18 protein-coding genes are annotated in these 18,810 nt (G+C 44.6%); 15 read left to right on the forward strand and 3 right to left on the reverse strand.

Features of this window, described 5'->3' with window-relative positions:
* Nucleotides 1-18: 18 nt before the first annotated feature.
* Nucleotides 19-660 carry a radical SAM protein gene (locus AC04MM_RS04450; protein WP_475379120.1) on the reverse strand — a complete coding sequence of 214 codons (642 nt, stop codon included), beginning with the start codon at nt 658-660 and terminating at the stop codon, nt 19-21.
* A 123-nt stretch (nt 661-783) separates the two neighbouring features.
* Between AC04MM_RS04450 and AC04MM_RS04455 the strand changes: the two genes are divergently transcribed.
* From AC04MM_RS04455 to AC04MM_RS04500, 10 genes are all read left to right on the forward strand, one after another.
* Nucleotides 784-3,252 carry a DNA translocase FtsK gene (locus tag AC04MM_RS04455; RefSeq protein WP_475379121.1) on the forward strand — a complete coding sequence of 823 codons (2,469 nt, stop codon included), beginning with the start codon at nt 784-786 and terminating at the stop codon, nt 3,250-3,252.
* 154 nt (nt 3,253-3,406) lie between these two features.
* Complete coding sequence (locus tag AC04MM_RS04460; RefSeq protein WP_475379122.1) at nt 3,407-3,979, forward strand: hypothetical protein; 573 nt, start codon at nt 3,407-3,409, stop codon at nt 3,977-3,979.
* 113 nt (nt 3,980-4,092) lie between these two features.
* Nucleotides 4,093-4,866 (forward strand): hypothetical protein, encoded by a 774-nt coding sequence (locus tag AC04MM_RS04465; protein WP_475379123.1) that lies wholly within the window; start codon nt 4,093-4,095, stop codon nt 4,864-4,866.
* Nucleotides 4,863-5,045: a hypothetical protein gene (locus AC04MM_RS04470; protein WP_475379124.1), complete on the forward strand. Its 183-nt coding sequence runs from the start codon at nt 4,863-4,865 to the stop codon at nt 5,043-5,045. Before AC04MM_RS04465 ends, AC04MM_RS04470 begins: the two co-directional genes overlap by 4 nt.
* Nucleotides 5,046-5,048: 3 nt before the next feature.
* The gene (gene dapF / locus AC04MM_RS04475) at nt 5,049-5,822 is read left to right on the forward strand and encodes a diaminopimelate epimerase (RefSeq protein WP_475379125.1); all 774 of its coding nucleotides are present in this window, start codon (nt 5,049-5,051) and stop codon (nt 5,820-5,822) included.
* Nucleotides 5,803-6,696 (forward strand): 4-hydroxy-tetrahydrodipicolinate synthase, encoded by an 894-nt coding sequence (gene dapA, locus AC04MM_RS04480; protein ID WP_475379126.1) that lies wholly within the window; start codon nt 5,803-5,805, stop codon nt 6,694-6,696. The genes dapF and dapA overlap by 20 nt, the downstream gene beginning before the upstream one ends.
* A complete protein-coding gene (gene dapB / locus AC04MM_RS04485) occupies nt 6,696-7,463 on the forward strand; it encodes a 4-hydroxy-tetrahydrodipicolinate reductase (RefSeq protein ID WP_475379127.1) in 768 nt (255 codons plus the stop codon). The genes dapA and dapB overlap by 1 nt, the downstream gene beginning before the upstream one ends.
* A complete protein-coding gene (gene fsa / locus AC04MM_RS04490) occupies nt 7,463-8,101 on the forward strand; it encodes a fructose-6-phosphate aldolase (protein WP_475379128.1) in 639 nt (212 codons plus the stop codon). The genes dapB and fsa overlap by 1 nt, the downstream gene beginning before the upstream one ends.
* An 18-nt stretch (nt 8,102-8,119) precedes the next feature.
* A complete protein-coding gene (locus AC04MM_RS04495; protein ID WP_475379129.1) occupies nt 8,120-8,554 on the forward strand; it encodes a hypothetical protein in 435 nt (144 codons plus the stop codon).
* An 87-nt stretch (nt 8,555-8,641) separates the two neighbouring features.
* Complete coding sequence (locus tag AC04MM_RS04500; protein ID WP_475379130.1) at nt 8,642-10,372, forward strand: carboxypeptidase-like regulatory domain-containing protein; 1,731 nt, start codon at nt 8,642-8,644, stop codon at nt 10,370-10,372.
* Here AC04MM_RS04500 and murD read toward each other — a convergent pair.
* On the reverse strand, nt 10,353-11,642 hold the full coding sequence (murD, locus tag AC04MM_RS04505; protein ID WP_475379131.1) for a UDP-N-acetylmuramoyl-L-alanine--D-glutamate ligase: 1,290 nt from the start codon (nt 11,640-11,642) through the stop codon (nt 10,353-10,355). The two genes, AC04MM_RS04500 and murD, sit on opposite strands and share 20 nt — an antisense overlap.
* A gap of 68 nt (nt 11,643-11,710) precedes the next feature.
* Here murD and AC04MM_RS04510 point away from each other — a divergent pair, with 68 nt between their 5' ends.
* Together AC04MM_RS04510 and AC04MM_RS04515 are read left to right on the forward strand one after the other, a co-directional pair.
* Nucleotides 11,711-13,123, forward strand: coding sequence for a metallophosphoesterase (locus tag AC04MM_RS04510; RefSeq protein WP_475379132.1), 1,413 nt, complete (start codon nt 11,711-11,713; stop codon nt 13,121-13,123).
* Between the two features lie 127 nt (nt 13,124-13,250).
* Nucleotides 13,251-13,448 (forward strand): hypothetical protein, encoded by a 198-nt coding sequence (locus AC04MM_RS04515; RefSeq protein WP_409478753.1) that lies wholly within the window; start codon nt 13,251-13,253, stop codon nt 13,446-13,448.
* A 52-nt stretch (nt 13,449-13,500) separates the two neighbouring features.
* On the opposite strand, the gene ligA is transcribed toward AC04MM_RS04515, so the two are convergent.
* Entirely contained in the window at nt 13,501-15,513 is a 2,013-nt protein-coding gene (gene ligA, locus AC04MM_RS04520; protein WP_475379133.1) for an NAD-dependent DNA ligase LigA, read from the reverse strand.
* 75 nt (nt 15,514-15,588) lie between these two features.
* On the opposite strand from ligA, the gene gatC reads away from it, so the two are divergent.
* Genes gatC through gatB form a run of 3 tightly spaced genes read left to right on the forward strand, consistent with a single transcriptional unit; the run spans nt 15,589 to nt 18,810 of the window.
* Nucleotides 15,589-15,882, forward strand: a complete 294-nt coding sequence (gene gatC / locus AC04MM_RS04525; RefSeq protein WP_475379134.1) for an Asp-tRNA(Asn)/Glu-tRNA(Gln) amidotransferase subunit GatC — start codon at nt 15,589-15,591, stop codon at nt 15,880-15,882.
* A gap of 14 nt (nt 15,883-15,896) precedes the next feature.
* Entirely contained in the window at nt 15,897-17,372 is a 1,476-nt protein-coding gene (gene gatA / locus AC04MM_RS04530) for an Asp-tRNA(Asn)/Glu-tRNA(Gln) amidotransferase subunit GatA (RefSeq protein WP_475379153.1), read from the forward strand.
* Nucleotides 17,362-18,810: an Asp-tRNA(Asn)/Glu-tRNA(Gln) amidotransferase subunit GatB gene (gatB, locus tag AC04MM_RS04535; protein ID WP_475379135.1), complete on the forward strand. Its 1,449-nt coding sequence runs from the start codon at nt 17,362-17,364 to the stop codon at nt 18,808-18,810. Before gatA ends, gatB begins: the two co-directional genes overlap by 11 nt.

Below are 18,810 nucleotides of genomic sequence, written 5' to 3' on the forward strand. Positions count from 1 at the left end.
TAAATTAATGATGTTTTTCTAAACACCGCGAGTTGTGGGTAACCAAATATACTTATGTTGCTGCAAATGCAACCTAACTTTTAACTTTTTTTGCAAAATTCTTTCGGCCAACCACTGTTCAGATACTTGGCCGTGGGAAGGGCTAAAAAGCACTGTAAATTTTTTTGATAAATCATGTTGACGGCAAAAATTTTCTGACCAGTCCAAATCTTCTTGGTTGCAGATTACAAACTTATATTCCGTATTTTCATTCGAGAAATCGATGTTTTCCAATAAAAAGCTATTTGCTGCGCCGGAATTTGGAGTCTTTACATCTAAAATAACCTTAACGCGCGGATCGACCTCTTTTATTGATTTTGAGCCGCTGGTTTCAAGCGAAACTTTGTATCCTGCATCACACAAAATGTGGATTAGTTTGTGGATATCCTTCTGTAAAAGGGGTTCGCCGCCGGTTAAACAAATATATTCGGCGCCGTAGCCCTTGACGATCTCTAAAATTTTTTCAAACGACATATATTCGCCCTCGTAATACGAATATTTGGTATCGCAGTACGTGCAGCGCAGGTTACAGGCGGTCGTTCTTATAAATACCGTAGGAAGCCCGGCATAGCTGGTTTCCCCCTGGATGGAATAGAATATTTCATTGATCTTCAACTGCATAAAAAAGACATACTTAGTACCAGCCTTTTGGATAGCCCTCAAGAAGAAGCTTTCGCCGGTAAAGCACGACTAGACTTCAGGGGCTTTGCGACAAGTCTATATAGAATTTACACTAAAAGGACTATGAATTCATTCTTCAAGAGATTTCAACAAGACGTACGCGCCATCGGTTTTTTAGGCCTGGGTTTGTTTTTAGCCCTGGCGCTAATGAGCTATAACCCCAAAGACCCCTCTTTCAACTCGACAGGCCAAGGTTTAAATACCCTAAATTACTGTGGTCTTTTAGGCAGCTTTATCGCTGATCTATTGTATCAGGCCTTCGGCGTAACGGTTTGGGTAGGTATCGCCGGTCTTTTCCATGCGGCTGTCGAAAGTTTTCGCGGTGAGAAAATCCAGTTTAAAGACGCCCGCCATTTATTGGCCGTAGCCTTAATCGCCTTTACCGCAGCGCTTGTAACTATTTATATGCCGAACACGAAAATCTTCGATAACCAGATTTACCCGGGTGGTTTAGTGGGCCTTGGCATTTCGATGGGGTTTGTAAAACTGTTAAACTCGATCGGCGCGCAGATTTTACTCTGGACGATGTCCTTGGTGTTGTTTGTGTTTTATTTTGAATTTTCCATCCAGGAAGCCGCCGAGCGCCCGCTGGAGAAACTGTTTGCTTGGTGGAACAAGCTGGATAAGACCTCTTTCATGTCCGGCTGGGAATGGCCTACCCTTAAAGCCCTGAAAAAAGAAAAAGCCAAAGAAGCCAACAAAGAGAAAAAAACTGAGGCTAAAAAAGCTGAAATTGAATCTTCTGTTGCTGAAAACCTAATTGCGCAGCCCAAAGTAAAAGAGAAGTTCATCGAAGAAGATGACGAAGAAGATCAGGAAATCGACGAAGAGGCAGTTAACGGCATGAATGCCGCCGATGCGGATGACGAAGACGAGGACGCAGATGAAGATGATCATGAAGACTCTGCTGACGCAGCCGTGCAGGTATCAGCTTATGAACCACCGGCCCGTCGTAAAGTGGTCGCTCCGGTGCGAACTCCTCGCCGCGTCGAAAACTGGTCAATGCCGAAGCTATCGCTGTTAGAAGACCCGCCATTAATGCGCATTAAAATCGACGAAAAAGAAATCCGCAGAAAAGCTGATATCACACTTGAAAAATTAAAAACTTTCGGTGTCGGCGGACAAATCGTGGCGGCCAAACCGGGCCCGGTTGTTACGATGTTCGAATTTAAGCCGAATGTCGACGTGCGCGTTAACCGTGTATCGGATTTAGCTGACGATTTATCCTTAGCTTTATCTGCAGAGTCTTTACGTATTATTGCCCCGATTCCGGGTCGTGATGTGGTCGGTATTGAAACATCTAATACGACACGTGAAACCGTATACTTAAAAGACCTGCTGGGTGATGAAAAGTTCTGGTCTGATGAAATGAAACTTCCGATCGCCTTAGGTAAGCAAACCAATGGCGAACCGCGTATCGTAGACCTTCGCAAAATGCCGCATTTGCTTATTGCAGGAACCACCGGTTCCGGTAAATCGGTATTTACTGTTTCTACACTGACCGGATTTTTATTTAAACACTCTCCGAAAACTTTACGCATGATCTTAGTTGACCCTAAGCAGGTCGATCTTGCGGCCTTCAGTGATATCCCGCACTTAATTATGCCGCCGATCCGCGAACCGAAAAAAGCCGTGTTCGCGTTACGCTGGGCCGTTAAAGAGATGGAGAAACGCTATAAATCAATGTCAAAGTTCGGCTGTCGTGGCTTAGAGCAGTTCAATGAAAAAATGGAATCGCTGACGGCAGAACAAATTGCTGAACACGAAAAAGTAAACCAAGAATACGAACAACAGGGCGGAATTCTTAAGCTTGAACAGTACTACTACACCCCTCAGCCTTATATCGTCATTGCGGTGGAAGAGTTCGGTGATTTAATGGCTGTAGACAAACAAAACGTTGAACAATCAGTGGTGCGTCTGGCCCAGATGGCGCGTGCCTGTGGTATGCACTTAATGCTGGCGATGCAGTCGCCGCGTAAGGATGTGGTTACCGGCTTAATTAAAACCAATATTCCGGCGCGTATTTCGTTCCGCGTAGCTTCGAAAATGGATTCGCGTATTATCTTAGATGAATCCGGCGCCGAACGTCTGTTATCACAGGGTGATATGTTGTATTCGGCAGGTTCTGATAAATCGGCCCGTCACCACGGGCCATTCTTAAAAGAATCAGAAATCAATGCCGTTGCCAAATTCTGGGCTGACCAGGGCGAACCAGAATTCGACCCGATCGCGATGCGGGCCCTTGAAGGCGGCCCGACGCAATCAAGCTTTGCCGGTATGAACGGCGAAGGAGCCGAGTACGGCGGCGGTGATGGGTTAGACGGCGGTGATGACTACGACGAAAAATATGACGAGATTTTATCCTGGGCAGCCACCCAAAAAGCGATCTCGGCTTCATTAATCCAGCGCCGTTTTAAACTAGGCTACCCGCGGGCGGCCCGTTTGATTGAAGTGTTTGAACGTGAAGGTGTCGTTGGCCCTGCCAACGGCAGTAAACCCAGAGCTGTTCTCGTCGCAAATCACCAGGGATAAGCCAAATGCAATACAATTGAGATCAGATTCTTAAATCTGATCTTAAATTGATAACCCCGTGCATAAAAACAAACAATATTTTTGTAATCGCCAGAGCCTTCGTGATGTGATTATTGCATTCCAATAATCACGACTTTAACTTTAAGGAGGATCTATGTTTAAGTCTTTAATTATCGCAGCTACTTTAGCTGTCTCAGCAGTAGCGCAAGCTAACTCACCAGCCGAAGTTTTATTTGCTAATCAACAAGCTGTTATGCAGGACGTTGTAGCTCAGGGTTTACCTTGGAACGTTGGCGACGAGAATAACTACAAAATCACTATGGGTTTTTTACCGGGCACCATGAAAATGTTCGTGCGCGAAATCAACGCTGACAGAACAGAAGCTTGGTTAGTTCAGGATGTAAACCTATTAATCCAAAAACAAAAAATCGAAGCTTTAATCGATATGAACACCGGCGAAACAAAAAAAATGTTAGTTGATGGCCAAGAACAGCAAATCCCGGCTGCTAACTATGAGATCATCGATCAAAAAGAGGCGCAAGTAACTGTTCCTGCAGGCACCTTCAAAACTATGTACATCAAAATCCAGGATAACGGCAACAACGGCCAAATCACTGAACAATGGGTTAATGGCCGCGATATCCCAGTTAACGGTATGGCTAAGTCTATGAGCGACAGCCCACTTGGAAAGGTGACAATCGAGTTAACTTCATTTAAAAAGAATTAATGTCGATTTCTTTTCAATTCATAGTCTGTAAATTGAAAATAGCCGCGCTCGTCGCGGCTTTTTTTATTTCTGGCGTCTCGCCAGCCTGGGCAGCTGTCCCTAATAAAAACTCTTTGGTTAAATCGCAGGTTAAAATCCAGGAAAAAAAAATCGACGAAGCCAAAAAGAAAATCACTTCATTACTCTTATTAAAACAGCGACCGCAGGCCTTAGAAATTATCCAGGAATTAAGCCGTACCAACCTGGTGCCGGATTTTCAGAAAAGAATTATCCAGCTTAAGCTCGTCGTCTTAAGCTCATTTTTATCATCGGAAGCACAGGATTTTTTTGAGCTGGCTTCCAGTCAGTACTTAAACGAGGCCAAAACTTCTCTTAAAAATACACAAAAATGCCTGAGCGTTGATCCCGAAAACTTCTTGTGTCTGTGGGCCGAGGCCAAAGCCAACAACAAAAGCAACAACCGCTATTCTTTATTTATCGAAAAAATGAAAACCGTGGCACTGGATGTCCCCGAACTAAAACCTTTGATTTTATCTCTGGATAAAACCCAGTCAGACTTTTTAAGTTTACAACTTGATCCCAACAGTAAAACCGAACTCTACGATGCCCAACTGCTGTCGGCTATTTTAGAATTTGACCGTTCGATCCTGGCTAAGAATTTTTTACTGGCCAGAGAGTCGCTGGACCGGTTACAGCAACTGGCGCCTGACTATGTCGATATCACCATGATGCGGGCACAGCTTTACCGCCATACTTACGGCGAAGAGTCTCTTAATAATTTATTAAATGTCGTAACCGTTTATAAGAAAAAATGCGAAGCTGTTTCTGCCGAAGTGGCCCGTAAATACTTTTTTGATATCGACTTTTGCAGAAGGACTTTAGAATGAAAACCGTGTTAGCCTTAACATTGCTATTATCAATTACCGCCTGCGGAATTAAAGGTAAGCCCCTGCCGCCGCTTGCAGAAGAGCCGGCTTTAATCACCGAAGAAAAAACCGAAGCGGCTTCACAACCGGCAAAAGTGCAACCACTTAAAACTTTACCTGCTAAAAAGAAAAATAAATAGTCTATGATTCACACCTACCAGCTTTCTGGCGCCGGAAACACTTTTTCAGTCACTTGGGAAAATACCGAGACACAAAGTCTGACTGATCGGCCGAAGTTTGTGCGCAGTGTGTGTGAGGCTACAAAAACGGACGGCTTTATTTTTCTTTCCTGGCTAGATGAAAACCAGCACCATCTGCAATGGGATTTTTATAATAACGACGGCTCGATGGCCGAGATGTGCGGTAATGCCACTCGCTGCGTGGCGTTTTATGCCAAAAACATCATGCACGTTCACGGTAATCATTTAAAACTGCAAACGATTGCCGGTGCCATTGATATTAAAATTTTAGATACAGAACTTTTCGAAGTCAGAATGACGGCAGTGCAAAAATTTAATCACGAGAAATATTTTTGGTGCGATACCGGTGTTCCGCATATCGTGATTGAAATTCCTGATTTTGCGAAATACCGCGATTTAAAATCTTACTGCCGTGAACTGCGTTTTCATGCCGATTTTCAGCCACGAGGCACCAATGTAACCCTGGTGCAATTAGATGCAGCCGCCAACAAGCTTAAAGCCGTTTCGTACGAGCGCGGGGTCGAAGACTTTACCGAGGCCTGCGGCACCGGAGCCATGGCCGCTGCTTTTTATAATTTAAACAAGCGCGGGCAAAGTGAAACATTAGTTGAAATGCCCGGCGGATTACTTAAAATGAATCTTTCAGATTTGCAGAACCCACTTATGACCGGCTCTGCAGTTCAAATAGGAGAATACCATGCAACGAAGAGCAACTGATTTTAACGGTGCCATCTCGGCTTTAGTTACCCCGTTTTTAAACGGCGAAGTAGATTACGCATCCTTAGAGAAGCTTGTCGCCTATCAGCTTGCAAACGGTATCAAGGGTTTTGTTGTTAACGGCACAACGGCGGAGAGCCCGACCTTAACGACTTCTGAAGTGAGCAAAATTTTTTCTTTAGTGCGGGCGCAGGCGGGAGTGAATTTTCCGTTAATCCTGGGCACTGGTTCTAACTCAACTGCCAAAACTGTCGAAGCCACTAAAAAAGCCTCCGAGCTTGGCGCCAACGCAGCGTTGGTTGTTGTGCCTTATTACAATAAACCTCCGCAGCGCGGTTTAGTAGAACACTTCAAAGCTGTAGCTAAAGCTTCTGAGGTTCCGGTTATTCTTTACAACGTTCCGGGCCGCACCATCACCGGCATGACCGCTGATACGGTTTCTGAACTTGCCGAAATAAAAAATATCATCGGCATCAAAGAAGCCACCGGCGATATCAAATTCGATCAGGAGCTTATTAACCGCCTGCCGAAATCCTTCTTAATGCTTTCGGGCGACGATGGAACTTACATCGACTTTCTTAAAATTGGCGGCCAGGGAATTATTTCTGTAATGTCTAATCTGATCACCAAAGAATGTACCCGCTGGACAGAGTTAATGCTGTCAGGAAAAGTTTCTGATGCTGAGGCTGATTTTAAAAAATATCAGAAGTTAATCGGACTGATGTACTGCGAAGCCAACCCGATCCCGGTAAAATGGATGCTTTATAAAAAAGGCATTATCAAATCCCCAGAGATGCGCTTACCGTTAGTCACCTTAGATGCAAAATTTCATGCTGAAATCACGGCTGAGATGCAAACGTTAGGATTACTGTAATGGCTAAAATTAACCTGGGCCTTTTCGGCTCGTCCGGAAAAATGGGCGTGGCCCTGCGACAGCTGATTAAAGCGGACGACGATTTTAAAGCGTTGGTCGAAATTGCCAGCAAACCCACCGGAGATTTTGCTGCAAGTTTTACTGATATCAGCAAAGTTCCGGTTTCTACGTTAAAACAGGTCGATGTATGGATTGATTTTTCTCGCCCTGAAGGTTTAATGGCTTTACTGGCAGTGCTGCAACAAGTGAAAAAACCTTTGGTCAGCGGATCAACCGGTTTTGAAGGCAAACAATTCTCCAAAGTTGAAGCGGCCAGCAAAAAGATACCGCTATTCTGGTCTTCCAACATGAGCGTAGGTTTATGGACTGTGCGCCAGGCTATCAAAGCGTTAGCAACCGTTTCGCATTTTGATTTTGCTTTAGACGAAATTCATCATACGCAGAAAAAAGATAACCCGTCTGGCACGGCGGTGACTTTACACCAAGACCTGGAAAAAGCGGTGGGCAAAAAAATTGCTCCGGCAGTGGGCCACCGTCTAGGCGGTGTTTTCGGCATTCATACCATTACCGCAGCATCGCAAAGTGAAATGATTAAACTCGAGCATAATGCTCTAAATCGCACAGTGTTTGCTGAAGGTGCACTCAAAGCTGCAAAGTGGATTGTCAAACAGCCTGCGGGTTTATATTCTATGGACGATCTCATGCAAGCGAACAGCCCTGCTAAAAAAAGGAAAGTCGCGTCGCAGACGCGCAAAGGAAATAACTAATGAAATTCTTTATCGATTCAGCTGATGTTAACGAAATTAAAATGGCCAACGAACGTGGTTGGGTAGACGGTGTGACCACAAACCCTTCTTTAATCGCCAAATCAGGCCGCGATTTTCATGAAGTGATCAAAGAAATCTGTAAAATAACTCCGGGCCCTGTTTCAGCCGAAGTGATTTCATTAAAAGCCGATGAAATGGTTAAAGAAGGCCAAGTGTTGGCAAAATTAGCTGACAACGTGGTTGTTAAAGTTCCGATGTGTGAAGACGGCATGATCGCCGTTAAAAAATTCACAGCCATGGGTATCAAAACTAACGTTACCTTGGTTTTCTCTGTGGTGCAGGCGTTATTGGCGGCTAAAGCGGGTGCGACGATGGTTTCTCCGTTTGTCGGCCGTTTAGACGACGTGGGAACAGATGGCATGAGCATGATCGCTGATGTCGTACAAATGTATCAAAACTACGATTTCGCCACTGAAGTTCTGGTGGCTTCTGTCAGATCACCGATGCATATCCAGCATGCCGCGATCATGGGTGCAGATATCGCCACCATCCCGTTTAAAGTGATGCAATCAATGACCGGACATCCGTTAACAACTAAAGGCATCGAAATGTTTTTAGCTGACTGGAATAAAAAATAGTCGGAATAATTTAAAAGAGTGAAGTTTTTAAGCGCGTTTCTTTTTTTAATATTTTTAACAGGCTGTCAGACAACAGCCTATTATATTGAAGATTCAACCCTTCCGGTTCCTGAAACGCGAAAAGTTGTAACCGCAATCATCGGAAAACCGCGTCTCATAAGCCTTAACGGCCGCGAAATGACCTCGACCTTTCATGACCGCAAATTTGAAGAGCTCGACGAAACTAAAAAAATCAAAGCCCGTTACTACACCAAAGTCGTGATCTTGGGACCGCGCCGGCCCTATGAAATCAGCGTCCAGGTTAATAAAGAGGTTTTAGACCTGCAAACCATGGCTTTTGTCGACCAAGGTATTGACGAACCGCTAACTCACAAGCGGGCTCTGGAAATTAAGCGCGCCCTTAACAAAAGTCTCGATACTTATCAGGCCATTGACGCCGAAGAGGTCTTTTAAATATCCTGTAAGTAGATGGCGTATTTACTGGCCTTTATTCTACCTCTGACTTTTTTCTATTCTCCGAAGATAGAAAAATCAAATATTGTGATGGTCACAAAACCATTAACAATTACGCAAGAGCGTAATACGCCGGCCTACAATCTATTTCAGCAATCACAGATTATTCAGAAAAACCTGCAAGTGGCAAAACAACAAGAGCTGCGTGAGTTAGCCAGCCATAGCCGTGTGGTTCAGCTTTCAACCGAAAACACCGAAGAAGTTGCGGCAGTTGCCTCGGTTGCCGAAATCAAGATCGATAAAGCTGAATTGCATGCTGAAGCCGATCGCCAGATTCACGCGCTATTAAATAAACAACCGCAGTCTTCAGTGACCCCGACGTTTACACAAATGTCAGAAGGTGCTGTTATCCGCGGTCACTTTGAATTAAAAGACGGTGTTGGCATCGTCGACCACTTGGTTGTCTTAAGACGCGTATTTGAAGGCCAGCAGATTGAGATCGGCCAGGTTGATCTGCGCGCGGGGCTTTACCAGATCGCAGTCGGTGCTTTTGAAGGTGAAATCGTAGCCGAAGTCAAAGACCGCACTGGCATTTTAATTGGTGAAGACCGCCAGAAAATTTACAACTTAAAACGCAGCGGTACTTTTTTTGAAGGTCCGACGTTACGTTTAGGCCGCCCTTCGGCATTTGCGATGAACGGACGCTCAGTCGATCAAAGAAAACTTTCAGATAAAAATTTACAGGCAAGCTTTTTTTCAGGTCATTATGATCTAAAAAAAACCGATGACGTCTATCCCAATGTCGCGAGACATTCGTCAACACTTGGCTTTATCAAAGACACAACCGGCAATGTAGCTTCGACACTTTCTGTGCGTTCTGCGGCAGACCGAAGCGATACCGTTCTGTTCTCACGCAAGTGGGTTGAAGGTGCGGTCGATTACTTATCACAACAGTTACAGATTCAATATTTGCCTGAAACGGGAATTATCATCGGCCGGATACTTGTCGATGGTAAACCGGTTCAAGGTGCCCAGGTCATGATTGAAAACCAACCGGGTCTTGAACCTTACTACTTAGATCAGTTTTTAATTCCGCAGCAGTCGCAGAACTACTCTTCTGAAAACGGCTATTTCATTATCCCTGGTTTAAACGACGGTGTGTATGAGATCACGGCTTATATGGGTGACCGCCGCTTAGGTACCCAACAGTACTTGGTTGCAGCCGATACCGTTACTTACCAAGAAATTTATTCTTCAGCGCTGCCAACCTCGGTTATCGCCAGAAGCTTTGACTCTTTCACCGGCGAGCAGATCATGACTGAGCTATTTGTTCCTGGGCAAAAAGATATTCTATCCTTAGAAGGCGAACTGCTGCGTTACCGCCATCACGCCCAGTACGGCCTGACCGAAGTAGTTAACCGCCCGCTGATTCGTGATTACGCAGCCTATGTTTATATCCAAAGTCTTTCGAAAGACCACTTACACTTACCGCAAATCAAAGAAGCGTTTCTTGAATACGTAACCGCGCAGGCTCAGATTCAGATCGAACCGGAGACTTCAACGTTTGTCGGTTTTACGCCGAATAATTATTTTGATGTGCATGTAGCCAGTGAAAGTTTTAATCCGGCGCACCTGGTGTTCTTTGACCAGGCCGGCAATATCGTGCCGAAACAAACTGCCGGTGGCGGGTTTGTCGCATTTAACTTAAAACAAGGTATTCAAGAGCTTATCTTACAGGATCAGAAAACTGAAAGAAGCTTTTCAACGGTGTTCTACAGCCGTCCTTCAGTTTTATTTGTTAGCCATTTTTCTGAATAAAGTTTTTAACTTTTTCTTTAAAGAAATTACCGCGTTCTTCAAAGTTTTTAAACTCATCTAAACTTGTCCCACCCGGACTTAACAACACCACATCTGAAGACTTGGTTTTATTAAACACCTCATCCAGGGCATCGTTAAGCTTGGCAAAATATGGTCGCTCCGGCATTTGCATTTTCGTACGTGCCAGTTCACCACAGGCACCGAAGAACACCGGTTGAATCTGCTTTTCTTTGGCTAAAACCTGTAACTCTTCCCACGGAAGATTTTTATCTCTTCCGCCAAGCAATGAATACACCGTACCTGAGCCCGCTTTTTCCTGCGCGGCTTTTACGGCGACTAACACAGAATCCATGGCCGTGGCTTTACTGTCGTTGATATACACAACACCCTTGTGTTCAGCGACGAATTCAATACGGTGTTCAAGGCCGGTAAAATCACACATCGCCTGCACGGCTTTATCTGATAAGCCCATAGCTTTCACCAGCTCGTAGGCGACACAGAAATTATCTTTATTGTGCGAACCTAGAAGTTTTACCTTTTGCAACAGCTCTGGGTGGGCAAAAGTTTTACTCGAAGTGAGTAACGTTTTACCCGGCACACGTGGCGCATAGTTCACGTTGTCTTCAGAAGCGCTGTTTAACACACAGACTTTGTTGGTGATCGAACCGATCTGACATTTGGTCATGTAATATTCATCAGCCGATGCGTAACGCTCTAAATGGTTAGCGGATAAAAACGTAATGGCCGAAGTTTCTAATTTTAAATCTCTGCAGTTTTCTAGCTGGTAGCTCGATAACTCAAGCACAACATAGCGGGCTTTGGGTTTTCCCTGCAGTAAACCGACGGCATACTCACAAAACGGGTAACCTAAATTTCCGCCGACAAAGGCGTTTGCATCTTCGCTTTTAAGTGCAGTGCCGACCAGCGATGTTACTGTGCTTTTGGCCACCGAGCCCGTGATGCCAATCAGTTTTTCGTCAGTTAAAAACTGGCAGGCCAGGGTAATTTCAGAAGTAATGGCCCAGTTTAAGGCTTTTAGCTTCTGAATAGGCGGCCCTTTAAGCGGAACCCCCGGTGAAACCACCAGTGTTCCCGGAGATAGCTTGGCAATATCATCCCACGATTTTAAATCGCCGTCTTTTTTTTCGTCGAAAAGTAAAACTTCATCCCCTTTTAATCCTGCGGTCTGCAGCAACTGCACTGCCGCCATTCCGGATTTACCCAGACCTACAACAACAAAAGGTTTTTTAAATTTTTCTAATTTTTGCATCCGTGACATTAAAACAGACCCATGAAATAATGTCATCGGCGGATTGCCAAGGAGACGCAGTTAGACTTATGAGTTTAAAGTATACCGCAATTATCAGCGATCTTCATTTAACTGACGCCGAACCTTCGCGCCCCAAACACCAGGTGCGCCATCCGCTTTGGAAAAAATTTAAGACCAAGCAATTCTTTATGGATCCCGCACTTATCGATTTTTTAGATGAAATCGACCGTAAGTCCGGCGGCAAACCCATCGAACTTATCTTAAACGGCGATATTTTTGATTTTGACAGCGTGATGGCTTACCCGATCGCGCCGATTTACAAATTTCACTGGATCGAAACCCGCCGTGGATTATTTCCGCGCGAAGAGCGGTCGGTCTTTAAAATGCAGGTGGTTTTAGAAGAGCATGCTGAATTTGTTAATGCACTTCGCCGCTTTGTCGAAAAAGGGCATTCGTTAATTTTGATCCCGGGTAATCACGATGTCGAATTGCATTTTCCGAAAGTACAGAAAACATTTTTTGATGTCTTAAATCTAGGGCCCGAAGATGTAAAACGGGTCAGGATTGTAAAGTGGTTTTATATTAGTGAAAACGATACGTTGGTTGAACACGGGCATCAGCAAGACCCGTACTGCCTGTGTGAAAATCCGCTCAATCCATTTATTATTAGTTACAATGAGCTGCGTATCCGTCTGCCGTTTGGCAATGTGGCCTGCCGCTATATCATGAACGGTATGGGTTTATTTAACCCGCACATCGAAAAAAACTACATCATGTCGGTGAGCGAGTATTTACGTTTTTTCTTCCGCTATTTACTGCTGACCCAGCCACTGATTATCTGGACATGGTTCTGGGGCGCGATAGCCACGTTGATTCACGTCACCTTTGACCGCTTCGGTGAAGTGTATAAGCCATTAGAAAAAATGGAAGACATCGTCGAAAAAGCCGCGAAAGATTCCAACACCACCCCGAAAGTGGTGCGTGGTTTACAGGAATATTTTGCGACTCCGGCAACCCAGAACCCGTGGCTAATCGCCAAAGAATTATGGCTTGATCGTGCGTTTATGATCTTGTTTGGTTTAGCCGGAGTTTTTATTTTTACCACCCAGTTAAAGTTATTATTCGGTATTTCGCTGTACTGGGTATTTGTGCCGATTTTACTATTGATTCCGTTTTTTCTTTTTTACGCCCGTTCGATCACATCACTGGTTAGCACCTACAAAGAACCGGATGAATTATTATTTGCCCAGCAATCTGAAATCACCGGTGTTCACCGGATCGTCTATGGTCATACCCATATCCCGCGCCATGAATTTTATGGTTCGGTTGAACATTTAAATTCGGGCACCTGGTCTCCGGCCTTTACCGATGTTGAATGTACGCAGGCTTCCGAACGCAACAACTACGTCTGGATTTATCCATCCGAAGAAAACCCCGAAGTGCGCAAAGCCGAGCTAATTCAATTTCACCGCAAAACTTAGGCAGGCCGTGCCTTTTTGAAATGCGGCGCAGCAAAAGGCTATTAAGCATTATATTAGTATTTGTCATCACTAAAGTCGTGTGTAAGCATTTTAAGGGTAGGTTAAATCAATTTTAATTGGAGGCATCATGTCTGAAGATATCTTAGTGGTAACTAGCAAAGTAAAAAAATTCATCAAAGAAAAAGGTCAAATGAACACGTCTGCCGAAACAATCGACATGTTAACTAAAGCAGTTGAGCGTCTTTGCGCAAAAGGCATCGAATCAGCTAAAGCTGACGGCCGCAAAACTGTTATGGCTCGTGACATTATCATCGACCATATTTAGTTCTTAATATTTTAAGACTTATTGAAAGCCGGAGTGAGTAACTTCGGCTTTTTTATTTTAATAGTTCTAAAAACTCTTCCCAAGAAATAATTTTTACGCCGACCGACTGGGCTTTATCGACTTTTGAGCCCGGATCATCACCGACGATTAAATAACTTAATTTCGCCGATACACCAGATAGAAGCTTACCGCCGTTTTCTTCGATTTTTTCGTGAGCTTCATTACGCTTAACCGGAAGTGTTCCGGTGACTAAGAAACTCATGCCGGTCAGTTTACCTTCAAGATTTCTTTTCGGAGCTTCGAAGGTCATGTATTTTGCCAAAGTTTTAACTTCGGCCTGCATGCGTTTATCGTGCAGCCATTTCAAAATTGTGGCCGATACTTTTTCGCCGATCTCTGGAACCTTTTCTAATTCTTCGGCATCGGTTTTCATAAAATTTTCAATCGTCCCATAGTGGTCGGCCAATAATTTTGCTGTCTGTTCACCGACAAAGCGAATACCCAATGCATAGATAAATCTGGCCAGTGTGGTCTGGCGTGATTTTTCAATCGAGTTTAAGATATTTTCGATCGACTTTTCGCCTTGACGTTCTAACGTCTGAAGATCTTTTGCGGTAAGTTTATATAAATCAGAAAAACTTTTAACCAGCTCGCGCTCGACAAAGGCTTCAATTAACTTATCCCCAACTTTTTCCATGTTCATTGCACGACGAGAGACGAAGTGAATCAGTGACCCGATCAAAATTGATTTACAAAAGGCGTTCTGACAGCGAAGAACAGCTTCATCCGGTTCTTTACTGGCTTTTGTACCGCAGGTCGGGCAGTGAGAAGGAATTTCAAATTTTTCAGAATTCTTCGGCCGCTTATCCAAGATAACCTGCACGACTTCAGGAATAACATCACCGGCACGCTGAACAACGACAGTATCACCGATGCGCACGTCTTTACGGTTAATTTCATCCTGATTATGTAAAGTGGCGTTGGTAATTGTAACCCCACCGACTTTAACCGGCTTCATCACGGCCACCGGGGTCAATGCTCCGGTGCGGCCTACCTGCACCACGATATTTTCAATTACGGTCTGTGCCTGCTCAGGCTGAAATTTTACCGCCGTTGCCCAGCGAGGAGAACGCGCCACCATACCTAAATCTTCCTGAAGTGACAGTGAGTTTACTTTAATCACGATGCCGTCGATATCAAACGGCAGCTGCGCGCGGTGCTGATTGATGCAGTGGTAATATTCAATCAATTCTTTTTCATTTGTCGTACATTCAGTAAATTTACGATTGATCACCGGAAATTTTAACTCGGCCAGTTTAACTGCAATATCTTGTTGCGAATCAAAGGCAATGCCTTCAAAGGCCCCAAGCCCGTAGGCGTAGAATTTTAACGGCCGCGAAGCCGCAATTTTCGGATCTAACTGGCGAATCGTGCCGGCTGCCGCATTGCGGGGATTGGCAAAAACCATCTGACCTGCTTCTTCATAGGCCTGATTCATCTCAACAAAATCTTTTTTATCGATTAAAACTTCACCGCGTACCTCTAAAAGCTTTTTATGCGAAATTTTTAACGGAATCGATTTAATCGTTTTTACGTTATGGGTCACATCCTCGCCGGTAACACCGTCACCACGGGTTAAAGCTCGCACCAACTGGCCGTCTTCGTACACCAGTTCCATCGAAAGACCGTCTAATTTAAGTTCGGCGAAATATTCGACGTCTTTATCGTTTCTTAAGAATTTTTTGATGCGGGCATTAAACTCTTTGATGTCGTCTTCGTTATAGCTGTTAGCCAACGAGATCATCGGCAACCGGTGATCCACCTTTTTAAAAGCGGCAATAGCTTCGCCACCTACACGCTGCGAAGGTGAGTCTGATAAATCCAGCCCCGAATACTGCTCTTCAAGCTTTAGCAATTCGCTAAACATTTGATCAAACTCATAGTCAGAGATCTCGGGCTTATCCAAAGTGTGATAACGCTCATTGTGGTAGTTAACCTTCTCTTTAAGCTCTGTATGCTGACGTTTGATCTGCGCGCTGGCTGCAGTTTTACTGGTTTTGGACATAGGCAGAAATCTAACATTTTTCTCGTTACAACTGCACTGAAATTTGGATATATTGTTGAGCGACAAAGGATCTCTATGTCTGACAGCAAATTCAATAAAGATGTGATTCAAAAAATAGCTAATTTAGCGCGCCTGCACCTGACGCCCGAACAGGCCAATGAGTACAGCGAACAGCTTTCAAAAATTATTCTGCACTTTGACGAAATTTCTTCGATCAATACCGAAGGTGTTGAGCCGTTGATTACCCCGTCAGAAATCGAATACACCTTACGCGAAGACTGCGTACAACAGACTTATCACGCGGAAGACATGGTCGCCAACGCTCCTGATAAACAGGGTAACCTTTTTAAAGTTCCACCGGTGGTTTAACCATGAGTTCTTCTTTGGATTTATTAACAGCTTCGATGACAGAAACCCGCAACGCGATCGCTGAGAAAAAAGTTTCGGCAGTTGAAGTGACGAAATATTTCTTTGCCCGCTCAGAGAAACTAAACCCGCAATTAAATGCATTTATTAAACTTAACCCAGACTGCGTAAGACAGGCCGAAGCAATCGACCAAAAAATCGCAAAAGGCGAAAGTGTCGGGGTGCTGGCTGGTGTACCCTTCGGCATTAAAGATTTACTGTGCACCAAAGGTATCGAAACTACGGCCGCTTCAAAAATGTTAACCGGCTTTGTGCCACCGTACGATGCAACAGTCGTGGCGCGCCTGAAAAACGCCGGTGCCACGGTGATTGGAAAATTGAACCTTGACGAATTTGCCATGGGCTCAAGCAATGAAAGTTCATTTCACGGCGTGTGTAAAAACCCGTGGAATCCTGAATATGTCCCCGGTGGCAGTTCGGGCGGGTCAGCTGCCGCCCAGGCTGCACGGCTCGTGATGGGAACTATCGGCACGGATACCGGCGGATCTATCCGCCAACCGTCAAACTTTTGCGGTATCGTCGGCATTAAACCAACTTACGGCCGTGTCAGCCGCTATGGTATCGTCGCTTTTGCCTCGTCGCTCGATCAGGCGGGTCCAATGGTTTCAACTGTTGAAGATGCGGCATTAACCCTAGAAGTTATCTGCGGCAAAGATGATCTTGATGGCACCACCTCAACCCGACCGGTTGAAGCATTTTCTAAAAATCTTTCAGCCGACATGAAGGGTAAAAAAATCGGAATCGTCAAAGAGTATCACAACTCTGAACTTGTTCACCCGGATATCCGAAAAACTTACGAACAAGCGCTAGAAACTTTAAAACGTTTAGGTGCAGAATTTGTTGAAGTTTCTATCCCGTTAACCAAGTATGCCGTATCGATGTATTATTTAATTTCAGCATCAGAAGCATCGTCAAATTTAGCGCGCTATGATGGGGTAAAATACGGATATCGCTCTGACTTTAAAGATTTAGCAGCATTGCCGCTCGATGAATTTTACGCGCAGACGCGCGCCGAAGGATTTGGTAAAGAGGTAAAACGCAGAATTATTTTGGGCACATTCTGTCTGTCGTCGGGTTATTTTGATGCCTATTACAATAAAGCCTGCCAGGTGCGCCGGTTATTAAAAAACCAGTATGACGAGGCGTTTGCAAAATGTGATGCCATCATTTCGCCGGTTTCAACTACACCAACTTTCAAAATCGGCACGCGCGTGTATGATCCGTTAAAAATGTATTTAAACGATATCTTTACGACTTCGACAAACTTAGCCGGTCTTCCGGGTATGAGTGTGCCGTTTGGTTTAACAACAGACGGACTGCCAATCGGTATCCAGTTAACCGGCCATCACTTTCAGGAACAAAAAATTCTAAATGTAGCTTATGCATTAGAGCAAAATTCACCGGTGAAAGGAAAAACTCCAAGTGTCTACTAGCAATCCTTCTTTCCGCGGTTTTGAGGCAGTTATCGGCATTGAAGTGCACGTGCAGTTAAAAACTGATTCAAAGATTTTTTGCGCCGATGCAACCACATTTGATTCGGCCGATAACGAAAATACTTCGCCGGTTTCAGTCGGTATGCCCGGCACTTTACCGGTATTAAATAAAAAAGCCGTCGAATATGCGATCAAAACCGGTTTGGCTCTTGGCTGTAACATCCGTCAAAAATCAGTGTTCGCCAGAAAAAATTATTTTTATCCTGATTTGCCAAAAGGGTATCAGATTTCACAGTATGACCAACCGATCTGCGAAAAAGGCTCGATTCAGTTTGAAGTCGGTGGCAAAACAAAAACCGTTGGCATTACCCGCGCACATTTAGAAGAAGATGCGGGAAAATCAACCCACTTTGGCCAGTACACGTTAATTAATTATAATCGTGCCGGTATACCTTTACTTGAAATTGTTTCTGAACCGGAAATGCATTCACCCCAGGAAGCAGCTGAATATTGCCGCTCTATCCGCTCAATTGTTCGTTATTTGGATGTCTGCGACGGTAACTTAGAAGAAGGCTCGTTGCGCTGCGATTGTAACGTATCGGTTCGCCGCGTAGGCGATACTAAGTTCGGAACCAAGGTCGAACTAAAAAATATCAACTCGTTTCGCTTTGTGGAAAAAGCTGTTGAATACGAAATTCACCGCCAGATTGATGCCATCGAGAGCAACGAACGAATTGTGCAGGAAACCCGATTGTACGATCCGGATAAAAACCGCACATTCACCATGCGCACCAAAGAAGATGCACAAGACTACCGTTATTTTCCCGATCCGGATCTGTTGCCGGTTATCGTAACTGATGCCCAGCTGCAGATGATGAGGAATTCTTTACCTGAACTGCCCCTGGCGCGCGCCGCGCGTTTTGTGAAAGACATGCAGTTAAATCCAAACGATGCGCACCTGTTAACTGAAGAGCGTGAACTGTCGGATTATTTCGAGGCGTGTGGTAAAGCCTGCGGCAATTACAGAGCTACGGCCAACTGGATGATCACTGAACTTTTACGTGAATTAAATGATCATAAACTTTCAATCCATAAATCAAAAGTATCGGCCGCAAACCTTGCAGCGCTGATTACTGAAATCGACAAAGGCACCATTTCCGGAAAAATCGCCAAAGTAGTTTTTAAAGAAATGTGGGATTCAGGATTAACTCCGGCCGAAATTATCAAAGCCAGAGGTTTAGTGCAGGTCTCAGACACTGGCGAAATTGAAAAGATCGTCGCTGAGGTTGTAGCCGCCAACCCAAGTCAGGTCGCCGAATTTAAAGCGGGCAAAGATAAAGTGCTTGGCTTTTTTGTCGGAGCAATCATGAAGGCCTCAAAAGGCAAAGCCAATCCTGCCATTGTGAACGAAATTTTAATGAAGAAACTTAAGGAATAA

The sequence above is a fragment of the Bdellovibrio sp. SBM16 genome (genome assembly GCF_056175625.1).

Coding starts and splice junctions, on each gene's coding strand:
- AC04MM_RS04460 (WP_475379122.1), top strand. CDS start 3,407: ATGTTTAAGTCTTTAATTATCGCAGCTACTTTAGCTGTCTCAGCAGTA.
- AC04MM_RS04510 (WP_475379132.1), top strand. CDS start 11,711: ATGAGTTTAAAGTATACCGCAATTATCAGCGATCTTCATTTAACTGAC.
- murD (WP_475379131.1), bottom strand. CDS start 11,642: ATGCAAAAATTAGAAAAATTTAAAAAACCTTTTGTTGTTGTAGGTCTG.
- dapF (WP_475379125.1), top strand. CDS start 5,049: ATGATTCACACCTACCAGCTTTCTGGCGCCGGAAACACTTTTTCAGTC.
- gatC (WP_475379134.1), top strand. CDS start 15,589: ATGTCTGACAGCAAATTCAATAAAGATGTGATTCAAAAAATAGCTAAT.
- AC04MM_RS04470 (WP_475379124.1), top strand. CDS start 4,863: ATGAAAACCGTGTTAGCCTTAACATTGCTATTATCAATTACCGCCTGC.
- dapA (WP_475379126.1), top strand. CDS start 5,803: ATGCAACGAAGAGCAACTGATTTTAACGGTGCCATCTCGGCTTTAGTT.
- dapB (WP_475379127.1), top strand. CDS start 6,696: ATGGCTAAAATTAACCTGGGCCTTTTCGGCTCGTCCGGAAAAATGGGC.
- ligA (WP_475379133.1), bottom strand. CDS start 15,513: ATGTCCAAAACCAGTAAAACTGCAGCCAGCGCGCAGATCAAACGTCAG.
- AC04MM_RS04450 (WP_475379120.1), bottom strand. CDS start 660: ATGCAGTTGAAGATCAATGAAATATTCTATTCCATCCAGGGGGAAACC.
- AC04MM_RS04455 (WP_475379121.1), top strand. CDS start 784: ATGAATTCATTCTTCAAGAGATTTCAACAAGACGTACGCGCCATCGGT.
- AC04MM_RS04515 (WP_409478753.1), top strand. CDS start 13,251: ATGTCTGAAGATATCTTAGTGGTAACTAGCAAAGTAAAAAAATTCATC.
- fsa (WP_475379128.1), top strand. CDS start 7,463: ATGAAATTCTTTATCGATTCAGCTGATGTTAACGAAATTAAAATGGCC.